This is a genomic window from Actinacidiphila rubida, from assembly GCF_900110255.1.
Lineage (GTDB): Bacteria > Actinomycetota > Actinomycetes > Streptomycetales > Streptomycetaceae > Actinacidiphila > Actinacidiphila rubida.
This window is the reverse complement of sequence record NZ_FODD01000018.1, coordinates 164482-183757: the sequence shown is the minus strand read 5'-3', so window position 1 is coordinate 183757 and position 19276 is coordinate 164482. Positions and strand designations below refer to the sequence as shown.

Sequence of the window (19276 nt, the reverse complement as noted above, 5' to 3'; positions counted from 1 at the left end):
AAGGCTCCCAGTAGACGACTGGGTTGATAGGCCGGATGTGGAAGCACCGTAAGGTGTGGAGCTGACCGGTACTAATAGGCCGAGGGCTTGTCCATGTATGCTCGCGTTCACTGTGTGGTTCTGAAACAACCAGCAACCACCCACCCCACCAGTAGTGGTGGGTTGTTGGGTGGGTGGTGTTTCATAGAGTTTCGGTGGTCATAGCGTTAGGGAAACGCCCGGTTACATTCCGAACCCGGAAGCTAAGCCTTTCAGCGCCGATGGTACTGCAGGGGGGACCCTGTGGGAGAGTAGGTCACCGCCGAACAAATCTTGATAAAGCGTCAGTCCCCGTGCCGTGCACGGGGGCTGACGCTTTTCTGCGTTGTGCCGCCCTGTACCGTGCAGGGGTGCGGTACGACCTGGTGATCTTCGACAACGACGGTGTCCTCGTGGACAGCGAGCCCCTCTCCAACACGATCCTCTCGGGGTATCTCACGGAGCTGGGGCACCCGACGACGTACGAGGACTCCCTGCGGGACTACATGGGCGCTGCGCTGCACCGCGTGCACGACGTCGTACGGGAGCGGAGCGGGCAGGATCTGCCGGCGGACTTCGACGCGACGTACCAGGGACGGGTGTTCGCCGCGTTCGAGCGGGAGCTGCGGCCGGTGTCGGGCGGCGAGGTCGTCCTGGAGAAGCTCGCCGCGGACGGGGTGCCGTACTGCCTGGCGTCGTCGGGCAGCCATGCGCGGATCAGGGTGGCGCTGCGGACCACCGGGTTGTACGAGCGTTTCGGGGAGGAGCGGATCTTCTCCTCCGAGGACGTGGGGCGGGGCAAGCCCGCCCCGGACCTCTTCCTGCACGCGGCGTCCGTGATGGGGGTGGCGCCCGAGCGGTGCGTCGTCGTGGAGGACAGCCCGCTGGGCGTGCGGGCGGCGAGGGCGGCCGGGATGGACGTCCTGGGGTTCACGGCGATGACGCCGGCGGAGAAACTGGCCGGCGCGAGCGCGCTGTTCGGGAGCATGGCGGAGCTGCCGGGCCTGCTGTCCGGCTGATCGCCCGGCCTTCCCTCCGTGGCCGTGCGGGGCGGGTGCATTGGTGCTTCGCGGGATCTACTCATCCGTAGCTTTCGCGCTTACCCTCCTCCCTTATGGACGACGCCCTGCCGGTGAACCGGCCATCGGCTCTGCGGCACGGCCGGGCCGCTCTCGCGGTCAGTTTCTTCGCCCAGGGCGCTCTGTTCGCCATGCTGGTGACCCGGATTCCGGCGATCCAGGACCGGTACGGGATCAGCGACGGCCTGCTGCCGGTGTTCCTGGCGGCGGTGCCGATCCTGGCCGGCGCGGGCAGTGTGGCCACCGAGCAGCTGGTGAGGCGGGTACGGCCGAGCGTCGTACTGCGCTGGGTGCAGCCGGTGGTCGGTCTGGTGCTGGTCGGCCTGGGTGCCGGGGACCGCATGTGGACGGCCGCGGTGACGCTCGCGCTGTTCGGGGTGTGCGTCGGCGGCCTGGACGCGTCGATGAACATGCTCGGGGTGAGCCTGCAGCGCGAGTACGGGCAGAGCATCATGCTGGGCTTCCACGCGTCGTACAGCCTCGGCGGGATCATCGGGGCGTCGCTGGCGTGGTCCGGGGCGCACTGGCACGTGTCGCTGCTCGCGATGTACGGGCCCGCCGTCCTGGTGCTGATACCCCTGACGCTGACGGCGAGCCGCTGGTACCGGGACGCGCAGTCCGGGACGGCCCTCACTCAGGGGCGGCCGGACGGGACGGCGGAGGACGGTGCCCAGCAGGTCGTGATGCGGGTGCTGCTGCCGCTGTGCCTGGTGATGGCGTTCGCCTACATCGGGGACTCCACCGTCTCCAACTGGAGTGCCAAGTACCTGCAGGACACCCTGCACAGCTCGGAGCAGCTGTCGACCGTGCCGTACGCGGTGTACATGGTGACGACGCTGATCGGGCGGTCGGTGGGGGACTTCGGGGTGCGGCGGTTCGGGGCCGTCCCGGTGGTGCGGCTGGGCACGGTGGTGGCCATGGCCGGGTTCGCCGTCGTGGCGGTGGCGCCGGGCGCCTGGGTGGGCATGCTCGGGTTCACGCTGCTGGGGCTCGGGTTGTGCGTGATCGTTCCGCAGACGTTCGCAGCGGCGGGGCGGCTGTTCCCGGGAGCGTCGGACTCGGCGATCGCGCGGCTGAACATCTTCAACTACGTCGGGTTCCTCGTCGGCTCCCCGCTGGTGGGGGCGCTGGGCGACGCGTGGTCGTACCGGTGGGCGATGCTGGTGCCGATGGCGCTGGTGGGGGCGACGTTGTTCTATGCCAGGACTTTTGCCGCGGAGCCCGCCGGGTACGGTGTCGGCCATGAGCGGCCGCGCACAGTTGATGTGGGATGAGCAGGTAACGCAGTACGACTTCGGTCCCGGGCATCCGATGGACCCGGTGCGGCTGGGGCTCACCCGCAGCCTGGTGCGGGCGTTCGGGCTGGACGGCGCGCTGCCGGTGGTGGCGGCGCCGGCGGCCGGGGAGTCGACGCTGACGCTGGTGCACCGGTCGGAGTACGTGGCCGCGGTCCGGCGGGCGTCGCAGGACCCCCGGGGCGCGGCCGAGCAGGGATTCGGGATCGGTACGGACGACAACCCGGCGTTCACCGGGATGCACGAGGCGTCGGCGCTGATCGCCGGGCAGTCGGTGGGTGCGGCCGAGGCGGTGTGGAGCGGCGAGGTCGCGCACGCGGTGAACTTCGCCGGCGGGCTGCACCACGCGATGCCGGCGGCGGCGTCGGGCTTCTGCGTGTACAACGACGCGGCGCTCGCTGTGGCGCGGCTGCTGGAGCTGGGTGCCGAGCGGGTGGTGTACGTGGACGTGGACGTCCACCACGGGGACGGTGTGCAGGCGGCGTTCTGGGACGACCCGCGGGTGCTGACGATCTCGCTGCACGAGCATCCGCGGACGCTGTTCCCGCAGACGGGCTGGCCGGAGGAGACCGGCGGGCCGGCCGCGGAGGGCGGCGCGGTGAACGTGGCGCTGCCGGCGGGGACGGGCGACGCGGGCTGGCTGCGGGCGTTCCACGCGGTGGTGCCGGAGCTGGTGGCGGCGTTCCGCCCGCAGGTGGTGGTCTCGCAGCACGGCGCGGACACCCACTTCGAGGACCCGCTGGCCCATCTCGCGGTGTCGCTGGACGCGCAGCGAGCGGTGGCGGAGGCCTGCCACGCGCTGGCGCACGAGCACGCGGCGGGCCGGTGGATCGCGCTGGGCGGCGGCGGTTACGCGGTGACGGACGTGGTGCCGCGGACCTGGACGCACCTGGTGGCGATCGCCGCGGGCGTGCCGCTGGCGCCGGAGACGCTGGTGCCGGAGGAGTGGCGGCAGGAGGTGTACGCGCGGACGCGGGCGACCGCGCCGCTGCGGATGACCGACGGGCGCACCCCCGAGTGGGCGTCCTTCGCGGACGCCGGGTACGACCCGGCGGACCGCCTGGACCAGGCCGTGCTGGCGACGCGGCGTGCGGTGTTCCCGCTGCACGGACTGCTGCCGTAGCGTCCGGCTTCACCCGGTCGGGGTGTGTTTGCGGAGTTCGGCCCGCGGGTGAGGGGCGCGGCGGGACGATCAGGGGGTGGCGAGCGCTGGCGCACTGCGTGCGCATCTGATGGCGGCGAGGCTGGCGGGTCCGGTGGCGACCCCGCGGGAGAAGAGCCTGCGCAGCTATGCCCTGTTCGCGGCCCGGGACCCGCGGCAGACGCTGGGTCTGGATCCGGTCGGCGCCTGGGGGTTCGGGGAGTTGCTGACGCTGATGGCGGACCGGTGCGGGGTGTCGCCGGATCCGGCGCACACCTCGGGTGCCGACGTGATCGATCCGGACTGTACGCTCGCCGCGCTGGACGCGTTCGCGGAGCGGCTGGCGCGGGCGGCGCACGACCGGGTGCCGGTCCTGCTGGGAACCGGCCACCCCGATCGCCTGCTGGGGTTCTACGCCTCCTTGGCGGCGGCGCTGTCGGCGGCGGGCTGCGTGGTCCTCACCCCGGGATACGGCCGATGCGTCGACGTGCCGACACCATTCGGCGTACGCAGGCACGTGCTGCGGTACGCGGGAGGCGTCGCCGTCCTACGTCCGGCCGACGCGGGCGGGGCCGGGGGGCCGGGTGTGCACACACACTCGCCGCTGCCGGTCAGGGTGGCGCTGGGGGCGGCGGCGGAGCAGGGCGGGGTGCTGCCAGGGCTGGTCGTCGGGGATCATGGATTTATCTGCGGCGCAGGTCAGTTGGGGTTCGAGGCGATCGGGCTGGGGGACAGCGACGATCCGGCGGTGTTCGTGGCGGAGGCGGAGGGGCGGGTGGCGGTCGCGGTGCCGGTGGACGATTCGGTGCGCGCAGACGAGTATCGGCCACTGACGAGGTACGTACTCAGCAGGGCGTGGCTGACGGAGTAGTCAACCATTGGCAACTCCTCTTCCCCACTTGCATCATCCGCCCCTAATCTGTGGGGGAGCGCACATGCCTGTTGGAGTCGCCGGAGGGGAAGCCGGTGGCGTCATGTGCGGAAGGTTCAGGTGTGTCATGGCTGTAACTGAAAGCCGGCCTCTCAACGAGGTCGTATTCCTGACCGTCGCCGAAGTCGCGGCGGTGATGCGGGTGTCCAAGATGACGGTGTACCGGCTGGTGCACAGTGGTCATCTTCCGGCCATCCGCGTGGGCCGGTCCTTCCGGGTTCCGGAGCAGGCCGTCCACGACTACCTCCGTGAGTCCTACGTGGGGGTGGAATCTGCCTGAGAAGGCCCGGTAACGGGTTGGTGACCGGCCGAGTGGGCCTCGGTTACGCACGCCCCCCGAGGGCGGGTAGGCTAGGCCGACGTAGGTCGTGTGGGCTCGGACGCCCCGCACCGAGTGAAACCGAAGCGAGGGTAGTCGTGGGCTCTGTCATCAAGAAGCGGCGTAAGCGTATGGCCAAGAAGAAGCACCGCAAGCTTCTGAAGCGGACGCGTGTTCAGCGTCGCAACAAGAAGTAGGCGAACTTCCGCCGCTCTTCCCGCCCCCTTGGTCCACCTCCGGGTGGAGCAAGGGGGCGGTGGCTTTTACCGGGCCGTGCTTTTGTGAGGCGGGGCTTCACCGCATGGCAACGCCCGGGCGGTACGGTGGCTGCATCTCCCAGGGAAGGCGCTGATGGTGGGCAAGGTGGTCCTCGTCACGGGAGTGGCACGGCAGCTCGCGGGCCGGTTCGTGCGGCGCGTGCAGCGGGAGCCCGAGGTCGGACGGGTGATCGCGGTCGACGCGGTGCCGCCCGAGCACGACCTGGGCGACGCCGAGTTCGTGCGGGCCGACATCCGGCAGCCCATGATCGGCAAGATCCTGGCGCAGCACTCGGTGGACACCGTGGTGCACCTGGACGTGAGCGGCACCGCGCTCGGCGCGGGCGGCCGCACCCAGGCCAAGGAGACCAACGTCATCGGCACGATGCAGCTGCTCGGGGCGTGCCAGAAGGCGCCGACCGTGCGGCGGCTGGTGGTGAAGTCGACGACCAGCGTCTACGGGTCGGCGCCGCGCGACGCGGCGGTCTTCACCGAGACCACCCCCGTCAAGTCGCTGCCCAGCGGCGGGTTCGCGAAGGACGCCGTCGAGGTCGAGGGCTATGTGCGCGGGTTCGCGCGGCGGCGCCCGGACGTGGCGGTCGCGGTGCTGCGGTTCGCGAACATCCTCGGCCCGAGGGCCGACACCCCGCTCGCCGAGTACTTCGACCTGCCGATACTGCCGACGGTGTTCGGCTACGACCCGCGGCTGCAGTTCGTGCACGAGGACGACGTGGAGGGCGTGCTGCTGGTGGCCACCCTCGAGGCGCGGCGCGGGACGCTGAACAGCGGCACGTTCAACATCGCCGGCGACGGGGTGCTGCTGCTGTCGCAGACGGCCCGGCGGCTGGGCAAGCCGACGGTGCCGGTGTTCCTGCCGGCCGTCACCTGGGTGGGGCAGATGCTGCGCACGGCCGGGGTGACGGACTTCTCGCGGGAGCAGATCAGGCTGCTGACGCACGGCAGGGTGGTGGACACCCGCCAGATGCGTGAGACGCTCGGGTACCGGCCCGCGTACTCCACGGACGAGACGTTCTGCGACTTCGCCCGCAGCCGCGGTCCCGGCCTGCTGCCGCCGGACCGGATGGCGCGTGCCGTCGACCGGCTCGCCGGGGTGCTGCCGGCCGCGGTCCGGGAGGCCGGCGGTGCGGACGCGCGGGACGGCGCCGGCGCGGTGCGCTCGTGACGAGCTCTGAGCAGGTTTCGGCGGAAGGAGCGGAAGCCATGACCGACGCGAAGGTCATCCCGTTCGACGAGGACTCGCGGGCCCGCAGGGGCGCCGGCCGCTCCCGCGCCCGTGCGAAGACCGCGAAGAGTGCGAACGCGGCGGGCACCGCGAAGGGCCCGAAGACCCCGGCCAAGCCGCCGCGGTCGCCGCAGGCGTCGCCCGCGACGGGCGCGGCCGCCGAGCACGGCGGGCTCGCGTCGGTCCCCGAGGCGGGCGCCGCCGGGGAAGCGGAGCCGGCCGCGGGGATTCCGGCGCAGGCCGCCGCGAGCCGCGACGCGGGCGGGCAGGAGGCCCGCACGGAGCCGTCCCAGGGCCGCGAGGACGCGGCGGGGGCGGCCGGTGGCGCCGAGGAAGGAGCGGACCTCACGGAGCCCGTGGCGCCCTCTCTGGGGGCCGCGCTGACGGGTGTGGCGGACCGGCTGCTGGGCGGCCACTGGGAGCGGAAGGTCGCCTCGGGGCTGGCGTTCCTGCGGCGCCGGGTCACCGGTGACTACGAGGTCGACGAGTTCGGCTACGACGCGGACCTCACCGACCAGGTGCTGATGTCGCTGCTGCGGCCGCTGTTCGACACGTATTTCCGGGTCGAGGTCAAGGGCATCGAGAACATCCCCGCCGAGGGCGGTGCGCTGGTGGTGTGCAACCACTCCGGCACGCTGCCGATGGACGGGCTGATGGCGCAGGTCGCCGTGCACGACCACCACCCGGCGGGGCGGCACCTGCGGCTGCTCGCCGCGGACCTGGTGTTCATGCTGCCGCTGGTCAACGAACTGGCCCGCAAGGCCGGGCACACGCTGGCGTGCAGCGAGGACGCGCAGATGCTGCTGGAGCGCGGCGAGGTCGTGGGCGTGATGCCGGAGGGCTTCAAGGGCCTCGGCAAGCCGTTCTCCGAGCGCTACAAGCTGCAGCGCTTCGGGCGCGGCGGGTTCGTGGCGACCGCGCTGAAGACGGGGGTGCCGATCATCCCGTGCTCGGTGGTGGGCGCGGAGGAGATCTACCCGATGATCGGGAACTCGCGGACCGCCGCCCGCATGCTCGGCGTCCCCTACTTCCCGCTGACGCCGACGTTCCCCTGGCTGGGACCGCTGGGGCTGGTTCCCCTTCCCACCAAGTGGACGATCCAGTTCGGGACGCCGATCCCCACCGACACGTATCCGGCGGAGGCCGCGGAGGACCCGATGCTGGTCTTCAACCTCACCGACCAGGTCCGCGAAACCATCCAGCACACGCTGTACGAGCTGCTGGTGCAGCGGCGGTCCGTCTTCTTCTGACGGGGCTTTGCGCCGGCGGCTTCCGGGACCGGATGGCGGGTGGCCGGGTCGCCGGACGGAGTCCGGCACAGCCGGCCGAAGCCCGGGAGGCCCCCCGGGGGGCGAGCGGTGCGAGGGCGGCGTCGAGAGGATCCAGTCCGTCCGGCACACGCTGTACGAGCTGCTGGTGCAGCGGCGGTCCGTCTTCTTCTGACGGGGCCGCCGCCGCACCGGCGCGGTCGGGCGGTGGTGCCGGGGCCGGGCTACTCGGCGTCGGTGTCCGACGTCAGGCCCAGGCCCGGCAGGAGGCCGGGGAGCAGCGGCGGCAGGACCACCGAGTGGTTCTGGCCGGTGGGTGTCCCGGTCGGTGTCCCGGTCGGCGACGAGCTCGACGGGTTCGGGTTCAGCAGGTTCGAACCGCCGATCAGCCCGTTGTCCGCGGTGCCCGACGGCGACGCCGACGGCGTGCCCGTGCCCGTCGTCCGGCCGCCGGCCGAGGCCGACGTGGACGGGGCCGCGGAACCGCTGGGGGTGCCGCCCGTGCCGTCGGAGCCCTGGCTGTCGTTCGGCGTGGAGGAGGCGCGGCCGGAGCTGTCGTGCGTCTTGGGCAGCTTCAGCGGGGCGACTTCCTGGTCTATGGCGGCGAGCACCGACGAGACCTGGTCGGAGACGTCGGTGAGCTGGCTCGGCAGCTTTCCGCGCAGGTCGGTCCAGCCCTGCCGGTGGTTCTGCGCGAAGGTGTTCAGCATCTCCATGGGCTGCAGGGAGCCGTCGTCCTGGTAGGCCTGGGTGAGCAGGCGGTGCGCCTCGGCGACCTCCTGGTGCATCCCGGACAGCGCCTTGCGGACCTCGGCGACCGAGTCGGGGTCGAGGTCCCCGCCGCGGCCGCGGTCCATGAGCCGGCGCGCCTCCTGCATGCGGGTGGCGGCCATGTCGAGGTAGACCTGGCCGCGCGACGCGTCGCCGTTGGCCATGTCCAGCTTCAGGTCCTCCATGCCCCGCTTGAGGCCGTAGAGGGTGTCGCCGGGCAGCGCGTCGGTGCTGGCGGCCGCGACGCCGCCGAGGGCGCCGGCGGCCACGCTGACCGACAGCCCGCCGACGGCCAGGCGCCGCGAGAGCCGGGAGCGCGGGGTGAGCTTGCCCAGCCCGGTGGCCCGGTGGCTGTGGTGCGTCTCCGTGCGCTGTTCCGGCACGCGGCCCTCGGCGAAGCTGCCGTCGGCGATCGCCTGTTCCATCGCGGCGATCAGCTGCGCGCGCTGGACGGTCTTCTTCTCCGCGTCCATGACCGGGCGCGGCCGGGAGCTGATGGCCGCGGCCAGCGCGACCAGCGCGGCCTGATCGGGATCGGCGTGCCGCGCGGCGGCATGGGCGCCGTGCGTGCCGCCGTGTTCGCCCCGGGCACCACCGTGGTGGCTTCCGTGGCCCCCCTGGCTGCCGTCCGGCGCGCCGGCGACGGGGGTGTCCTCGAGGGCCTTCTCCTCAAGGGCCTGGGCGAAGGCGTTCGCCCGGCGGTGTGCCGTTGCCTGTCCGATCACGGGCGGCACCTCCTCTCGTCATCCACACACTCGACTCCCTGTGCCGCCCCGATGGTTGTACGGCCCTTCGGCGTCCACCCGATCGAGTGAACGGCGGCACGGGACGCGCGGCCTGGAAGTGTCTGCACGTGATGCAACGAGTGCCGGTCCAGTTGGGTTACGCAGGTCTGATCATCGTGCCGCGGCCGTACGGGCGAACCGCCGCACGCGGCTGCGGCGTCTGGTATGCGGACCACCGGCGGCTCACCGCGCGTCTTCCGGGAGGAGCCTGGCCAGGGTGCGGACGGCTCGGTACTGGAGGGTCTTGATGGCGCCCTCGTTCTTGCCCATCACGCGCGCGGTCTCGGCGACCGACAGGCCCTGCAGGAAGCGCAGCGTGACGCACTCCTGCTGCTGCGGGTTGAGCTTGCGCACGGCGGTCAGCAGCGCCTCGTTCGACAGCGACTCCAGCACCGAGTCCTCGGGGCTGCGCTCGACCTCGTTGGCGTCGAGCATCTCGCCGGTGGTGACCTCCAGCCGGAACCGGCTGGACTTGAAGTGGTCGGCGACCAGGTTGCGGGCGATGGTCACCAGCCAGGCGCCGAAGTCGCGGCCCTGCCAGGTGAAGGTGCCGATGCGGCGCAGCGCCCGCAGGAAGGTCTCGCTGGTCAGGTCCTCGGCGGTCGCCTTGGAACCGACCCGGTAGTAGATGTACCGGTAGACGGTGTCGCTGTAGTGGTCGTAGAGCCGGCCGAACGCCTCGGTCTCGCCGTCCTGGGCGCGCTCGACCAGGTCCATCATGCGGCCGGAGTCGGTGTCGGACGCGGGCCTGCGGGCCGTGGCGCCGCGGTCGGCGGCGGCCGTGCGGTCGGAGGTGGCCGTGCCGTGCGCGGGTCCTGCGGTACCGGCGTGACGGCCGCCGCGCGCGGTGCCGCTGCGGGTGCGTCTGCCTGCGGCGGTGCTGGTTTCGGCCAGCGCGTAGGCCGGGCCGGGGACGGTCGGGCCGGACGTGGCGAGGGCGGGCACGGCGTACGCGGGGACCGCGCGCAGCAGGCGGTCAACCACCAGTGCGCGCAACGCAGCCAGGCCGGAGGTGTCAACCCCGTCGTGTGGGTACACGGGACTCCCAGAGGCAGAACTTCCATCACGTGCAGTACGGGACCGTTCACCCGTCGTGGCGACGTGTGGGTACCGGAATGCGTCTGAGGAGAATAACGCTTCGTACTGACGACGCTACACCGAGTTGCCGAAATCGCCGTTTCCGCCACTTCCTGTACGGAATCGGGTCGGGTCAATTATCGAACGAGTGATGGGAGTTGACCACTTCCGCTCGTGAAATGCTCGCGGAGAGAGCGTGTTGTGCGCGTGTGGCGTGAGGGATAACCGGGGCGTGACCGCCCGTGCCAGAACCGGGTCGGGGCCGTTCTCAGCCGCGCTTGCGGTGAATGGCGACGCCCGCGATCACACCGCCGGCGAGCGCGCCCATGCCGGCCGCCGCGGGAATGCCGATCTTCGCCGCCTTCCGCCCGGTGCGGTAGTCGCGCAGCAGCCAGCCCTGGCTGCGGGCGTGCTTGCGCAGCCCGCTGTCGGGGTTGATCGCGTACGGGTGGCCGACGAGCGACAGCATCGGGATGTCGTTGTGCGAGTCGCTGTAGGCCGCGCACCGCGACAGGTCCAGGTCCTCGGTGGTCGCCAGCGCCCGCACCGCCTCGGCCTTCGCCGGGCCGTGCAGCGGCTCGCCGACCAGGCGCCCGGTGTAGACGCCGCCCTCGGACTCCGCGACGGTGCCCAGCGCGCCGGTCAGGCCCAGCCGGCGGGCGATGATGGTGGCGGTCTCGACCGGTGCCGCGGTCACCAGCCACACCCGCTGGCCCGCGTCGAGGTGCGCCTGGGCGAGGGCGCGGGTGCCGGGCCAGATCTTCCCGGCCATGTACTCGTCGTAGATCTCCTCGCCGATGGACATCAGTTCCTCGACGCGGTGGCCCTTGACGATGGACAGCGCGCTGTCGCGCGCCTCCTGCATGTGCTCGGGGTCCTCCTGGCCGGCCATCCTGAAGTAGGCCTGCTGCCAGGCGAAGCGGACCAGGTCGCGCTTGGCGAAGAACTTCCGCTTGTACAGGCCGCGGCCGAAGTGGAAGAGGGCGGCGCCCTGCATCACGGTGTTGTCCAGGTCGAAGAAGGCGGCGGCCCGCGGGTCTCCCACCACCGGGAACGCCGGCTCCTCCACGGAGGGCGCGGTCTCCGGTTCGGGGTACGCCTCGGTACCCAGCGCGGCCTCCGCGGCCGCGGCGGCGGCCTCGCCCGCCACCACGCTCCGATCCGTGGCGGACTGCTTGCGGGGGGTGAGCCATTTGAGAGCGGCCATGTCGCGAGCATAACCACCTTGCGGGGCAACCCCGGTGCGTGCACGAAGCGGGTGTGTGAACTCCATGCGACGCGTTTCCCTTACCTTGACCGTATGAGGACTGTCACGTTGATCGCGAAGCCCGGCTGCCACCTGTGCGACGACGCGCGCGCGGTGATCGGGAAGGTCGCCGCCGAGACCGGAGCGGCGGTCACCGAGCAGGACATCACGCAGGACGCCGAGTTGTACGACCGCTACTGGGAGCAGATCCCGGTGGTGCTGGTCGACGGCGAGCAGCACACGTTCTGGCGCGTCGACGAGAAGCGGCTGCGGAGCGCGCTCACCGCCTGACCGTTTTTGCCGGATTACCTGCACTCGCACGCATTCGATTACCATCAGGGGCGTTTTGTACGTCCGGGGGTGATGCGTGAGGAGTGTGCCGTGCTCTCGGGTCCCCCCGGCCGCACCCAGGGTCCGTCCGGCTTCGCCGTGGTGGACCTGGAGGCGACGGGTTCCTCGTCGCGACGGCACCGCGTGCTGGAGCTCGCCGTGGTCCTGCTGGACCGCGAGCTGGAGCCGCAGGGCGAGTTCAGCACCCTCGTCGACCCGCAGGGCCCGGTGGGCCCCACCCACATCCACGGCATCGAGCCCGGGCACCTGGGCGGCGCACCGCGGTTCGCCGGCGTCGCCGGCCGGCTGCTGGGGCTGCTGCGCGGCCGCGTGCTCGTCGGCCACAACGTGGGCTGCGACCGGGCGTTCCTGGCTGCGGAGTACGCCAGGGTCGGGCTGCGGCTGCCCGCCGTCCCGGAGTTGTGCACGATGCGCATCGCCGCCGAGCGGGCCGAACGGGCCCGCCGGGCCGAGCCGGCCGCGCTCCCCGGGCTCGCCGATCCGTCGGCACTCCCCGATCCGTCCGGACGCGCCATCCCCGGCCGCGGGCTGAGCCTGGCGGCCTGCGCGGCGGAGGCCGGGCTCCTCGCCGTCACGGACTGGCGTCCGCACACCGCGCTCGGTGACGCCCGCACCACCGCCGCGCTGTTCGCGCACTACGCGCCGGCGCTGCCGGGGCTGGGCGAGCGGCTGGCGCACGCCGCGGCCCTGCGCTGGCCGGAGCCTTCTGGCGTTCTGGCGGCCGCCGACGCACTCTGGATGCGGCGCGGTGCCGATCCGGCAGTCCGGCCCGCGAACGAACCGGTACGGCGATCGGTGCCGAATGTCCGGCATGGGGGCGCGTGATGCCCATCACTTCCGCCGGGCAAATCGGACACCATCTTTGTGCACGCGTTCACAAAGACATAGCCTGGCGTCCACGGGGCGTCCCCAAAGACCGTGGTCGCCCTCAGCCCAGCTCTACCCGCAGGAGCACCGTGGCAACTGGCCGATCACACCGACCGGCGACCCGTGGCCGAGGGATTCCCGAGGCCACCGTCGCCAGGCTTCCGCTGTACCTGCGGGCGCTGACAGCTCTCTCCGAGCGCTCGGTGCCCACCGTGTCCTCGGAGGAACTCGCCGCGGCAGCCGGGGTCAACTCGGCCAAGCTGCGCAAGGACTTCTCCTACCTCGGCTCCTACGGCACGCGAGGCGTCGGCTACGACGTGGAGTATCTCGTGTACCAGATCAGCCGGGAGCTGGGCCTGACCCAGGACTGGCCGGTCGTCATCGTCGGTATCGGCAACCTGGGCGCGGCGCTCGCCAACTACGGCGGCTTCGCGTCCCGCGGCTTCCGCGTCGCCGCCCTGCTCGACGCCGACGCGGGCCTGGCCGGGCGCCTCGTGGCGGGCCTGCCGGTGCGGCACATCGACGAACTGGAGTCGATCGTCGCCGACAACCAGGTCTCCATCGGCGTCATCGCCACCCCGGCCGGCGCCGCCCAGGAAGTGACCGACCGCCTCGTCGCGGCCGGCGTCACCTCCATCCTCAACTTCGCCCCCACCGTGCTGTCGGTGCCCGACGGCGTGGACGTGCGCAAGGTCGACCTGTCGATCGAGCTGCAGATCCTCGCCTTCCACGAGCAGCGCAAGGCCGGTGAGGACGACCGTCAGGAGCCGGACGGGGACGTCCCCGCGGTGATGCCGGCATGAGTCTGCTCGTCGTCGGTCTCAGCCACCGCACCGCGCCCGTCAGCGTGCTGGAGCGCGCCGCCCTCACCGAGGACGCGCGCGCCAAGCTGCTGCAGGACGCGCTGGCCGCCGAACCCGCCACCGAGGCGGCGGTGCTGGCCACCTGCAACCGCATCGAGCTGTACGCGGACGTGGACAAGTTCCACGCGGGCGTGGCCGAACTGTCCACGCTGCTGGCCCAGCACAGCGGCGTCGGCCTGGACGAGCTGACCCCGCACCTGTACGTGCACTACGAGGACCGGGCCGTGCACCACCTGCTGTCGGTGGCGTGCGGGCTGGACTCCATGGTCGTCGGCGAGGGCCAGATCCTCGGCCAGATCAAGGACGCGCTCGCCGTCGCGCAGGACCTGCACAGCGCCGGCCGGATGCTCAACGACCTGTTCCAGCAGGCCCTGCGGGTCGGCAAGCGGGCCCACTCCGAGACCGGCATCGACCGCGCGGGGCAGTCCCTCGTCACCTTCGGGCTGGCCCAACTGGCCCCCACCACCGGCCCGCTGGCCGGGCGGCGGGCGCTGGTGGTCGGCGCGGGCTCGATGTCCTCGCTGGCCGCGGCCACGCTGGCCAGGGCCGGGGTGCGCGACCTGGTGATCGCCAACCGCACCGCCGAGCGCGCCGAGCGGCTCGCCCACCTGCTGGCCGAACAGGGCACCGACGCGCGGGCGATCGCCATGGCCGAGGTGCCGGCGGCGCTCGCCGACGCCGACATCGTCGTGTCGTGCACCGGCGCGACGGGCCTGGTGCTGACCGCCGACGACCTGCGCCGGGCCACCGAAGACCGTGCCGAGGGCGCCACGTTGGCGGTCCTCGACCTCGCCATGCCGCGTGACGTCGACGCGGCCGCGCACCGCCTGGTCGACGTGCACCTGGTGGACATAGAGACCCTGGCGGCCGCGTCCGCGGACGCGCCGATGGCCGCCGACGTGGACCAGGTCCGGGCGATCGTCTCCGAGGAGGTCGAGGCGTTCGGCGCGGCCCAACGGGCCGCCCGGATCACCCCGACCGTGGTCGCCCTGCGGGCGATGGCGGCCGACGTCGTCGCGGGCGAACTGGCCCGGCTCGACGGTAGGCTGCCGGATCTGGACGACAAGGAGCGCGCGGAGATCACCCAGACCGTCCGCCGCGTCGTCGACAAGCTCCTGCACGCGCCGACCGTGCGCGTCAAGCAGCTCGCGGGCGAGCCCGGCGGTGCCGGGTACGCCGACGCGCTGCGTGAACTCTTCGACCTCGACCCGCAGGCGGTCGCCGCCGTCTCCCGCGCCGAACGGCCTGCGGTCCAGGTCCCGCCCAACGGAATCGAGGGACTTCGGTGAACGCCACGGCAGGCGCCCACCAGGGCGCCGCACAGGGCTCCGGCCCGCTGCGGCTGGGCACCCGGCGCAGCAAGCTCGCCATGGCGCAGTCGGGCATGGTCGCCGCGCAGGTGCGCCAGGTCACCGGCCGCGAGGTCGAACTCGTCGAGATCACCACGTACGGGGACGTCTCCCGCGAGCAGCTCGCGCAGATCGGCGGCACCGGCGTGTTCGTCTCCGCGCTGCGCGACGCGCTGCTGGCCGGGCACATCGACTTCGCCGTGCACAGCCTCAAGGACCTGCCCACCGCGGCGCCCGAGGGCCTCGTGCTGGCGGCCGTCCCGGTCCGCGAGGACCCGAGGGACGCCCTGGTGGCGAGCGGCGGACTGACCTTCCGGACGCTGGACCGGCTGGGCCGGCCGGCGCGGATCGGCACCGGCTCGCCGCGGCGGATGGCCCAGCTCAACGCATGGGCCCGGGGGCACCGTCTGCAGATCGAGACGGTCCCGATCCGGGGCAACGTTGACACGCGGATCGGGTACGTTACCTCCGGCAAGCTCGACGCGGTCGTGCTGGCCGCCGCCGGGCTGAACCGTATCGGCAGGCTCGCCGAGGCGAGCGAGCTGATCGAGGCCGACGCCGTACTGCCCGCCCCCGGCCAGGGAGCGCTGGCGGTCGAGTGCGCCGCCTCCCGTCCGGAGCTGGCCGCACAGCTCGCCGAGCTCGACGACCCGTTCACCCGGGTCGCCGTGACCGCCGAACGATCCCTGCTCGCCGCCCTGGAGGCCGGCTGCTCCGCCCCTGTGGGCGCGCTGGCCGACCTCGTGGCCGACGGGCAGATTACCGAGCTGCGCCTGCGCGGCGTCGTCGGCACGACCGACGGCACCGAACTGGTGCAGATGTCCATCACCGGCCCCGTTCCGGCATCGGACGGCGAAGCGCGGGCCCTCGGCCGCGAGCTCGCCGCCGAGATGCTCGCCAAGGGCGCGGCCGGTCTTATGGGGGAGCGCACACCTTGAACCCCGCTGCCGTCGCTACGACCACCGCCGCCGGCGCACCAGCCGGTCCCGCCGGGACCGCCTCAGGCCACGTCACCTTCCTCGGGGCCGGCCCCGGCGACCCCGGACTGCTGACGCTGAGAGCCGTCGAGGCGCTCGCGCTGGCCGACCTGCTGGTCGCCGACGCACCCGTGCTCGACGTCGTCCGCACGCACGCCCGTGCCGACGTGGGCACGGCACAACCCACCGCCGACGGCGAGCCGTTGGAGACCGGCGCCGACGCGTCCACTGCTGCCGCACAGCTTGTCATGGCGTCCGCGCGGACCGGCAAGCGGGTGGTGCGTGCGATCTCCGGCGACCCGGGGCTGGACGCCTCCGCGGCCGCCGAGATGCTCGCCTGCGCCCGCGCCGGCATCCCCTTCGAGGTGGTGCCGGGCGTGGCCGCCGCCGTGGGCGTGCCCGCCTACGCCGGCGTGCCGCTCAGCGGCGACGTCCGGTTCGTGGACGCCGCGACCGCCTCGGAGCGCTGCTGGTCCGAGGTCGGCGCCAGCTCCGCGACGCTCGTGGTGTCCACGACCCTGCAGACCGTCGCCGCCGCGGCGGCCGAGCTGATCACCGCCGGCCGCAAGCCGGACAGCCGGCTGACCGTCACCGTCGCCGGCACCACCACCCGGCAGCGCACCTGGACGGCCACGCTGTCCAGCATCGCCGCCGAGCTGAAGGCGACCAAGGCGCTGCCGACGCCGGAGGGCCCGATCGCCGCGATAGCCGTCGTGGGCGAGGGCACCGAGCAGCGCGAGCATCTGTCGTGGTTCGAGACCAAGCCGCTGTTCGGCTGGCGGGTCCTGGTGCCGCGCACCAAGGAGCAGGCCGCGTCCCTGTCCGACCAGTTGCGCTCCTACGGCGCGGTGCCGCACGAGGTGCCGACCATCGCCGTCGAGCCGCCGCGCACCCCGCAGCAGATGGAGCGGGCGGTCAAGGGCCTGGTCACCGGCCGCTACGAGTGGATCGCCTTCACCTCGGTCAACGCGGTCAAGGCGGTCCGCGAGAAGTTCGAGGAGTACGGCCTGGACGCCCGGGCGTTCGCCGGGATCAAGGTCGCGGCGGTCGGCGAGCAGACCGCGCAGGCGCTGGTGGAGTTCGGTGTGAAGCCGGACCTGATGCCCAGCGGCGAGCAGTCCGCGGCCGGACTGCTGGAGGACTGGCCGCCCTACGACCCGGTCTTCGACCCGATCGACCGCGTGTTCCTGCCGCGGGCCGACATCGCCACCGAGACGCTGGTGGCCGGGCTGGTCGAGCTGGGCTGGGAGGTCGACGACGTCACGGCGTACCGCACCGTGCGGGCGTCGCCGCCGCCGGCCGACACCCGTGAGGCGATCAAGGGCGGCGGCTTCGACGCCGTGCTGTTCACCTCGTCCTCGACCGTGCGGAACCTCGTCGGCATCGCGGGCAAGCCGCACAACGTCACGGTGATCGCCTGCATCGGTCCGGCCACCGCGAAGACCGCCGAGGAGCACGGGCTCCGGGTGGACGTGATGGCTCCCGAGCCGTCGGTGCTGGCGCTCGCGCAGGCACTGGCCGACTTCGGCACGGCCCGCCGGGCCGCCGCCGAGGAGGCCGGCGACCCCGTCACGCGGCCCAGCGAGCGGCGCCCCGGCGCCCGCCGCCGCCGCGTCTGACCGGGCGCGCACCGGATCCACCGGGCCGGGCTCCCCGGGCGGCGACCGCCCCAGGGGTCCGGCCCCGCCCGTGACGGCCGTGCGGCCGGCGCGGCGCGGGACTGCGGTGTCCCGGGGGTCCCGGGGCCGCAGGGCCGTGGGGGGGCCGACGCTGCGTCGGGAAGAGCACGTCCGGCGCGGGCGTACGGTGGAGGCGTTTCCCCCAGCCGGAGTAGGACGCGGGAGTAGGACGATGACTGGCTCGTACGGCGAGTTCCCCGGGGTGCGCCCCCGGCGGTTGCGGACCACCCCGGCGATGCGCCGGCTGGTGGCGGAGACCCGGCTGCACCCGGCCGACCTGATCCTGCCGATGTTCGTCCGCGAGGGCATCGCGGAGCCGCAGCCGGTGACGTCGATGCCCGGCGTCGTCCAGCACACCCGCGACACCCTCCGCAAGGCGGCCGTGGAGGCCGCCGAGGCCGGTGTCGGGGGTCTGATGCTCTTCGGCGTGCCCGAGGTGAAGGACGCGATCGGCAGCCAGGGCACGGAGCCCGACGGCATCCTGCAGCTCGCCATCCGCGACGTGGTCGCGGAGGTCGGCGACGCGGTCGTCGTGATGTCCGACCTGTGCCTCGACGAGTTCACCGACCACGGCCACTGCGGCGTGCTGGACGACCAGGGCCGGGTCGACAACGACGCGACGCTGGAACGCTACGCCGAGATGGCGCAGGTCCAGGCCGACGCCGGGGTCCACGTCGTCGGCCCGTCCGGGATGATGGACGGCCAGGTCGGCGTCATCCGTGACGCGCTGGACGAGATCGGCCGCCAGGACGTGGCGATCCTCGCCTACACCGCCAAGTACGCCTCCGCGTTCTTCGGCCCGTTCCGTGAGGCCGTGGGCTCCTCGCTCAAGGGCGACCGCAAGACCTACCAGCAGGACCCGGCCAACCTCCGCGAGTCGATGCGGGAGCTGGCCCTGGACCTGCAGGAGGGCGCGGACATGGTCATGGTCAAGCCCGCGCTGCCGTACCTGGACGTGCTCAGCAAGGTCGCCGACGCGGTGGACGTGCCGGTCGTGGCCTACCAGGTCTCGGGCGAGTACGCGATGGTGGAGGCGGCCGCCGCGAACGGCTGGATCGACCGGGACCGTACGATTCAGGAGACGCTGACCTCGATCCGCAGGGCCGGCGCCGGGATGATCCTGACGTACTGGGCCACCGAGGTCGCGCGGCAGCTGTAGGTTCGGGCGCGGGCAGGGGAGGAGGAGAAGCGTGAGCCGGGGCATACCTTCGTGGGTGACCGTGAGCGGGCTGACCGCCGGGGCCATGGTCGTGGTGTCGGTGCTCGCGTTCCAGGCCAGCGGTTCGCCGCCGGCCGATCCGACGGCGGCGCCCACCCCGCATCCCACCGTCTCCAAGCCCCACGCGGTGCCGACGACCCCGCCGCCGGTCCCCACGGGCGGCGACACCGGCAAGCGCGTCGTCTACTCGCTCAGCCAGAACCGCGTGTGGGTCGTCACCAAGACCGGTGCGGTCTCGACGTTCCAGGTGCAGGCGGGCACCGTGCCGGCGACGCCCGGCGTCTACTACGTCAGCAAGCGTGAGGCCTCCGCGGTCGGCACCGACGGCAAGCAGGTCGAGCACCTGGTGTTCTTCGAGTACACCGCGGAGAGCTGGGTCGCCTTCTCCGCACCGGTCGACGACAAGGTCACCGCCCCGGACCCCGGCCTGCGCACCGGTGCGATCCGCGTCCACCGCGCCGACGCCCTGAAGATCTGGAACAACACGGTCAAGGGCTCCACCGTCGTCGTCTTCAAGTAGCCCGTCCCCGGGGAGCCCGGG

19 protein-coding genes and 2 rRNA genes are annotated in these 19276 nt (G+C 72.6%); 18 read left to right on the top strand and 3 right to left on the bottom strand.

Annotation, left to right across the window (positions count from 1 at the left end):
* The 10 genes from BMW99_RS19530 to BMW99_RS19485 form a co-directional block, all read left to right on the top strand.
* A 23S ribosomal RNA gene (locus tag BMW99_RS19530) occupies positions 1-95 on the top strand; the annotation flags it as partial.
* A gap of 95 nt (positions 96-190) precedes the next feature.
* Positions 191-307, top strand: a 5S ribosomal RNA gene (rrf, locus tag BMW99_RS19525).
* Between the two features lie 82 nt (positions 308-389).
* Positions 390-1037, top strand: a complete 648-nt coding sequence (locus tag BMW99_RS19520) for an HAD family hydrolase (protein ID WP_069462358.1) — start codon at positions 390-392, stop codon at positions 1035-1037.
* A 95-nt stretch (positions 1038-1132) separates the two neighbouring features.
* Positions 1133-2371, top strand: a complete 1239-nt coding sequence (locus BMW99_RS19515) for an MFS transporter (protein ID WP_176735409.1) — start codon at positions 1133-1135, stop codon at positions 2369-2371.
* On the top strand, positions 2340-3515 hold the full coding sequence (locus tag BMW99_RS19510; protein WP_069462359.1) for an acetoin utilization protein AcuC: 1176 nt from the start codon (positions 2340-2342) through the stop codon (positions 3513-3515). The genes BMW99_RS19515 and BMW99_RS19510 overlap by 32 nt, the downstream gene beginning before the upstream one ends.
* Positions 3516-3591: 76 nt before the next feature.
* Positions 3592-4404, top strand: a complete 813-nt coding sequence (locus tag BMW99_RS19505; protein ID WP_075017226.1) for a phosphatase — start codon at positions 3592-3594, stop codon at positions 4402-4404.
* Between the two features lie 127 nt (positions 4405-4531).
* A complete protein-coding gene (locus BMW99_RS19500) occupies positions 4532-4744 on the top strand; it encodes a helix-turn-helix domain-containing protein (RefSeq protein ID WP_069461998.1) in 213 nt (70 codons plus the stop codon).
* Positions 4745-4764: 20 nt separating this feature from the next.
* Positions 4765-4980 (top strand): 30S ribosomal protein bS22, encoded by a 216-nt coding sequence (locus BMW99_RS43330; RefSeq protein WP_456049150.1) that lies wholly within the window; start codon positions 4765-4767, stop codon positions 4978-4980.
* 157 nt (positions 4981-5137) lie between these two features.
* Entirely contained in the window at positions 5138-6223 is a 1086-nt protein-coding gene (locus BMW99_RS19490) for an NAD-dependent epimerase/dehydratase family protein (RefSeq protein ID WP_075017234.1), read from the top strand.
* A gap of 38 nt (positions 6224-6261) precedes the next feature.
* The gene (locus BMW99_RS19485; RefSeq protein WP_075017224.1) at positions 6262-7533 is read left to right on the top strand and encodes a lysophospholipid acyltransferase family protein; all 1272 of its coding nucleotides are present in this window, start codon (positions 6262-6264) and stop codon (positions 7531-7533) included.
* 242 nt (positions 7534-7775) lie between these two features.
* Here BMW99_RS19485 and BMW99_RS19480 read toward each other — a convergent pair whose 3' ends face one another.
* The 3 genes from BMW99_RS19480 to BMW99_RS19470 form a co-directional block, all read right to left on the bottom strand.
* Positions 7776-9047, bottom strand: coding sequence for a DUF5667 domain-containing protein (locus tag BMW99_RS19480; RefSeq protein WP_075017223.1), 1272 nt, complete (start codon positions 9045-9047; stop codon positions 7776-7778).
* Between the two features lie 243 nt (positions 9048-9290).
* Positions 9291-10145, bottom strand: a complete 855-nt coding sequence (locus BMW99_RS19475) for an ECF subfamily RNA polymerase sigma factor, BldN family (RefSeq protein WP_075017222.1) — start codon at positions 10143-10145, stop codon at positions 9291-9293.
* Between the two features lie 307 nt (positions 10146-10452).
* Positions 10453-11391, bottom strand: coding sequence for an HAD family hydrolase (locus BMW99_RS19470; RefSeq protein ID WP_075017221.1), 939 nt, complete (start codon positions 11389-11391; stop codon positions 10453-10455).
* Between the two features lie 93 nt (positions 11392-11484).
* Here BMW99_RS19470 and BMW99_RS19465 point away from each other — a divergent pair, with 93 nt between their 5' ends.
* The 8 genes from BMW99_RS19465 to BMW99_RS19430 all read left to right on the top strand — a co-directional run bounded on the left by BMW99_RS19465 (position 11485) and on the right by BMW99_RS19430 (position 19255).
* A complete protein-coding gene (locus BMW99_RS19465; RefSeq protein ID WP_069465517.1) occupies positions 11485-11721 on the top strand; it encodes a glutaredoxin family protein in 237 nt (78 codons plus the stop codon).
* A 90-nt stretch (positions 11722-11811) separates the two neighbouring features.
* Entirely contained in the window at positions 11812-12606 is a 795-nt protein-coding gene (locus tag BMW99_RS19460; RefSeq protein WP_245791541.1) for a 3'-5' exonuclease, read from the top strand.
* Between the two features lie 131 nt (positions 12607-12737).
* Positions 12738-13451, top strand: a complete 714-nt coding sequence (locus BMW99_RS19455) for a redox-sensing transcriptional repressor Rex (RefSeq protein WP_069462970.1) — start codon at positions 12738-12740, stop codon at positions 13449-13451.
* On the top strand, positions 13448-14800 hold the full coding sequence (locus BMW99_RS19450) for a glutamyl-tRNA reductase (RefSeq protein WP_069462969.1): 1353 nt from the start codon (positions 13448-13450) through the stop codon (positions 14798-14800). The genes BMW99_RS19455 and BMW99_RS19450 overlap by 4 nt, the downstream gene beginning before the upstream one ends.
* A complete protein-coding gene (gene hemC, locus BMW99_RS19445) occupies positions 14797-15798 on the top strand; it encodes a hydroxymethylbilane synthase (RefSeq protein WP_069462968.1) in 1002 nt (333 codons plus the stop codon). The genes BMW99_RS19450 and hemC overlap by 4 nt, the downstream gene beginning before the upstream one ends.
* Complete coding sequence (locus BMW99_RS19440) at positions 15795-17456, top strand: bifunctional uroporphyrinogen-III C-methyltransferase/uroporphyrinogen-III synthase (protein ID WP_069462967.1); 1662 nt, start codon at positions 15795-15797, stop codon at positions 17454-17456. The genes hemC and BMW99_RS19440 overlap by 4 nt, the downstream gene beginning before the upstream one ends.
* 232 nt (positions 17457-17688) lie before the next feature.
* Positions 17689-18675 (top strand): porphobilinogen synthase, encoded by a 987-nt coding sequence (hemB, locus tag BMW99_RS19435; RefSeq protein ID WP_069462966.1) that lies wholly within the window; start codon positions 17689-17691, stop codon positions 18673-18675.
* A 31-nt stretch (positions 18676-18706) separates the two neighbouring features.
* Positions 18707-19255: a L,D-transpeptidase gene (locus tag BMW99_RS19430; RefSeq protein ID WP_069462965.1), complete on the top strand. Its 549-nt coding sequence runs from the start codon at positions 18707-18709 to the stop codon at positions 19253-19255.
* The last annotated feature ends 21 nt before the right edge of the window (positions 19256-19276 follow it).

What these genes read in the sequence shown, in the direction of transcription:
- BMW99_RS19515 (WP_176735409.1), top strand. Translation starts at nt 1,133, where the DNA reads ATGGACGACGCCCTGCCGGTGAACCGGCCATCGGCTCTGCGGCACGGC.
- BMW99_RS19510 (WP_069462359.1), top strand. Translation starts at nt 2,340, where the DNA reads ATGAGCGGCCGCGCACAGTTGATGTGGGATGAGCAGGTAACGCAGTAC.
- BMW99_RS19500 (WP_069461998.1), top strand. Translation starts at nt 4,532, where the DNA reads ATGGCTGTAACTGAAAGCCGGCCTCTCAACGAGGTCGTATTCCTGACC.
- BMW99_RS19485 (WP_075017224.1), top strand. Translation starts at nt 6,262, where the DNA reads ATGACCGACGCGAAGGTCATCCCGTTCGACGAGGACTCGCGGGCCCGC.
- BMW99_RS19470 (WP_075017221.1), bottom strand. Translation starts at nt 11,391, where the DNA reads ATGGCCGCTCTCAAATGGCTCACCCCCCGCAAGCAGTCCGCCACGGAT.
- BMW99_RS19465 (WP_069465517.1), top strand. Translation starts at nt 11,485, where the DNA reads ATGAGGACTGTCACGTTGATCGCGAAGCCCGGCTGCCACCTGTGCGAC.
- BMW99_RS19450 (WP_069462969.1), top strand. Translation starts at nt 13,448, where the DNA reads ATGAGTCTGCTCGTCGTCGGTCTCAGCCACCGCACCGCGCCCGTCAGC.
- hemB (WP_069462966.1), top strand. Translation starts at nt 17,689, where the DNA reads ATGACTGGCTCGTACGGCGAGTTCCCCGGGGTGCGCCCCCGGCGGTTG.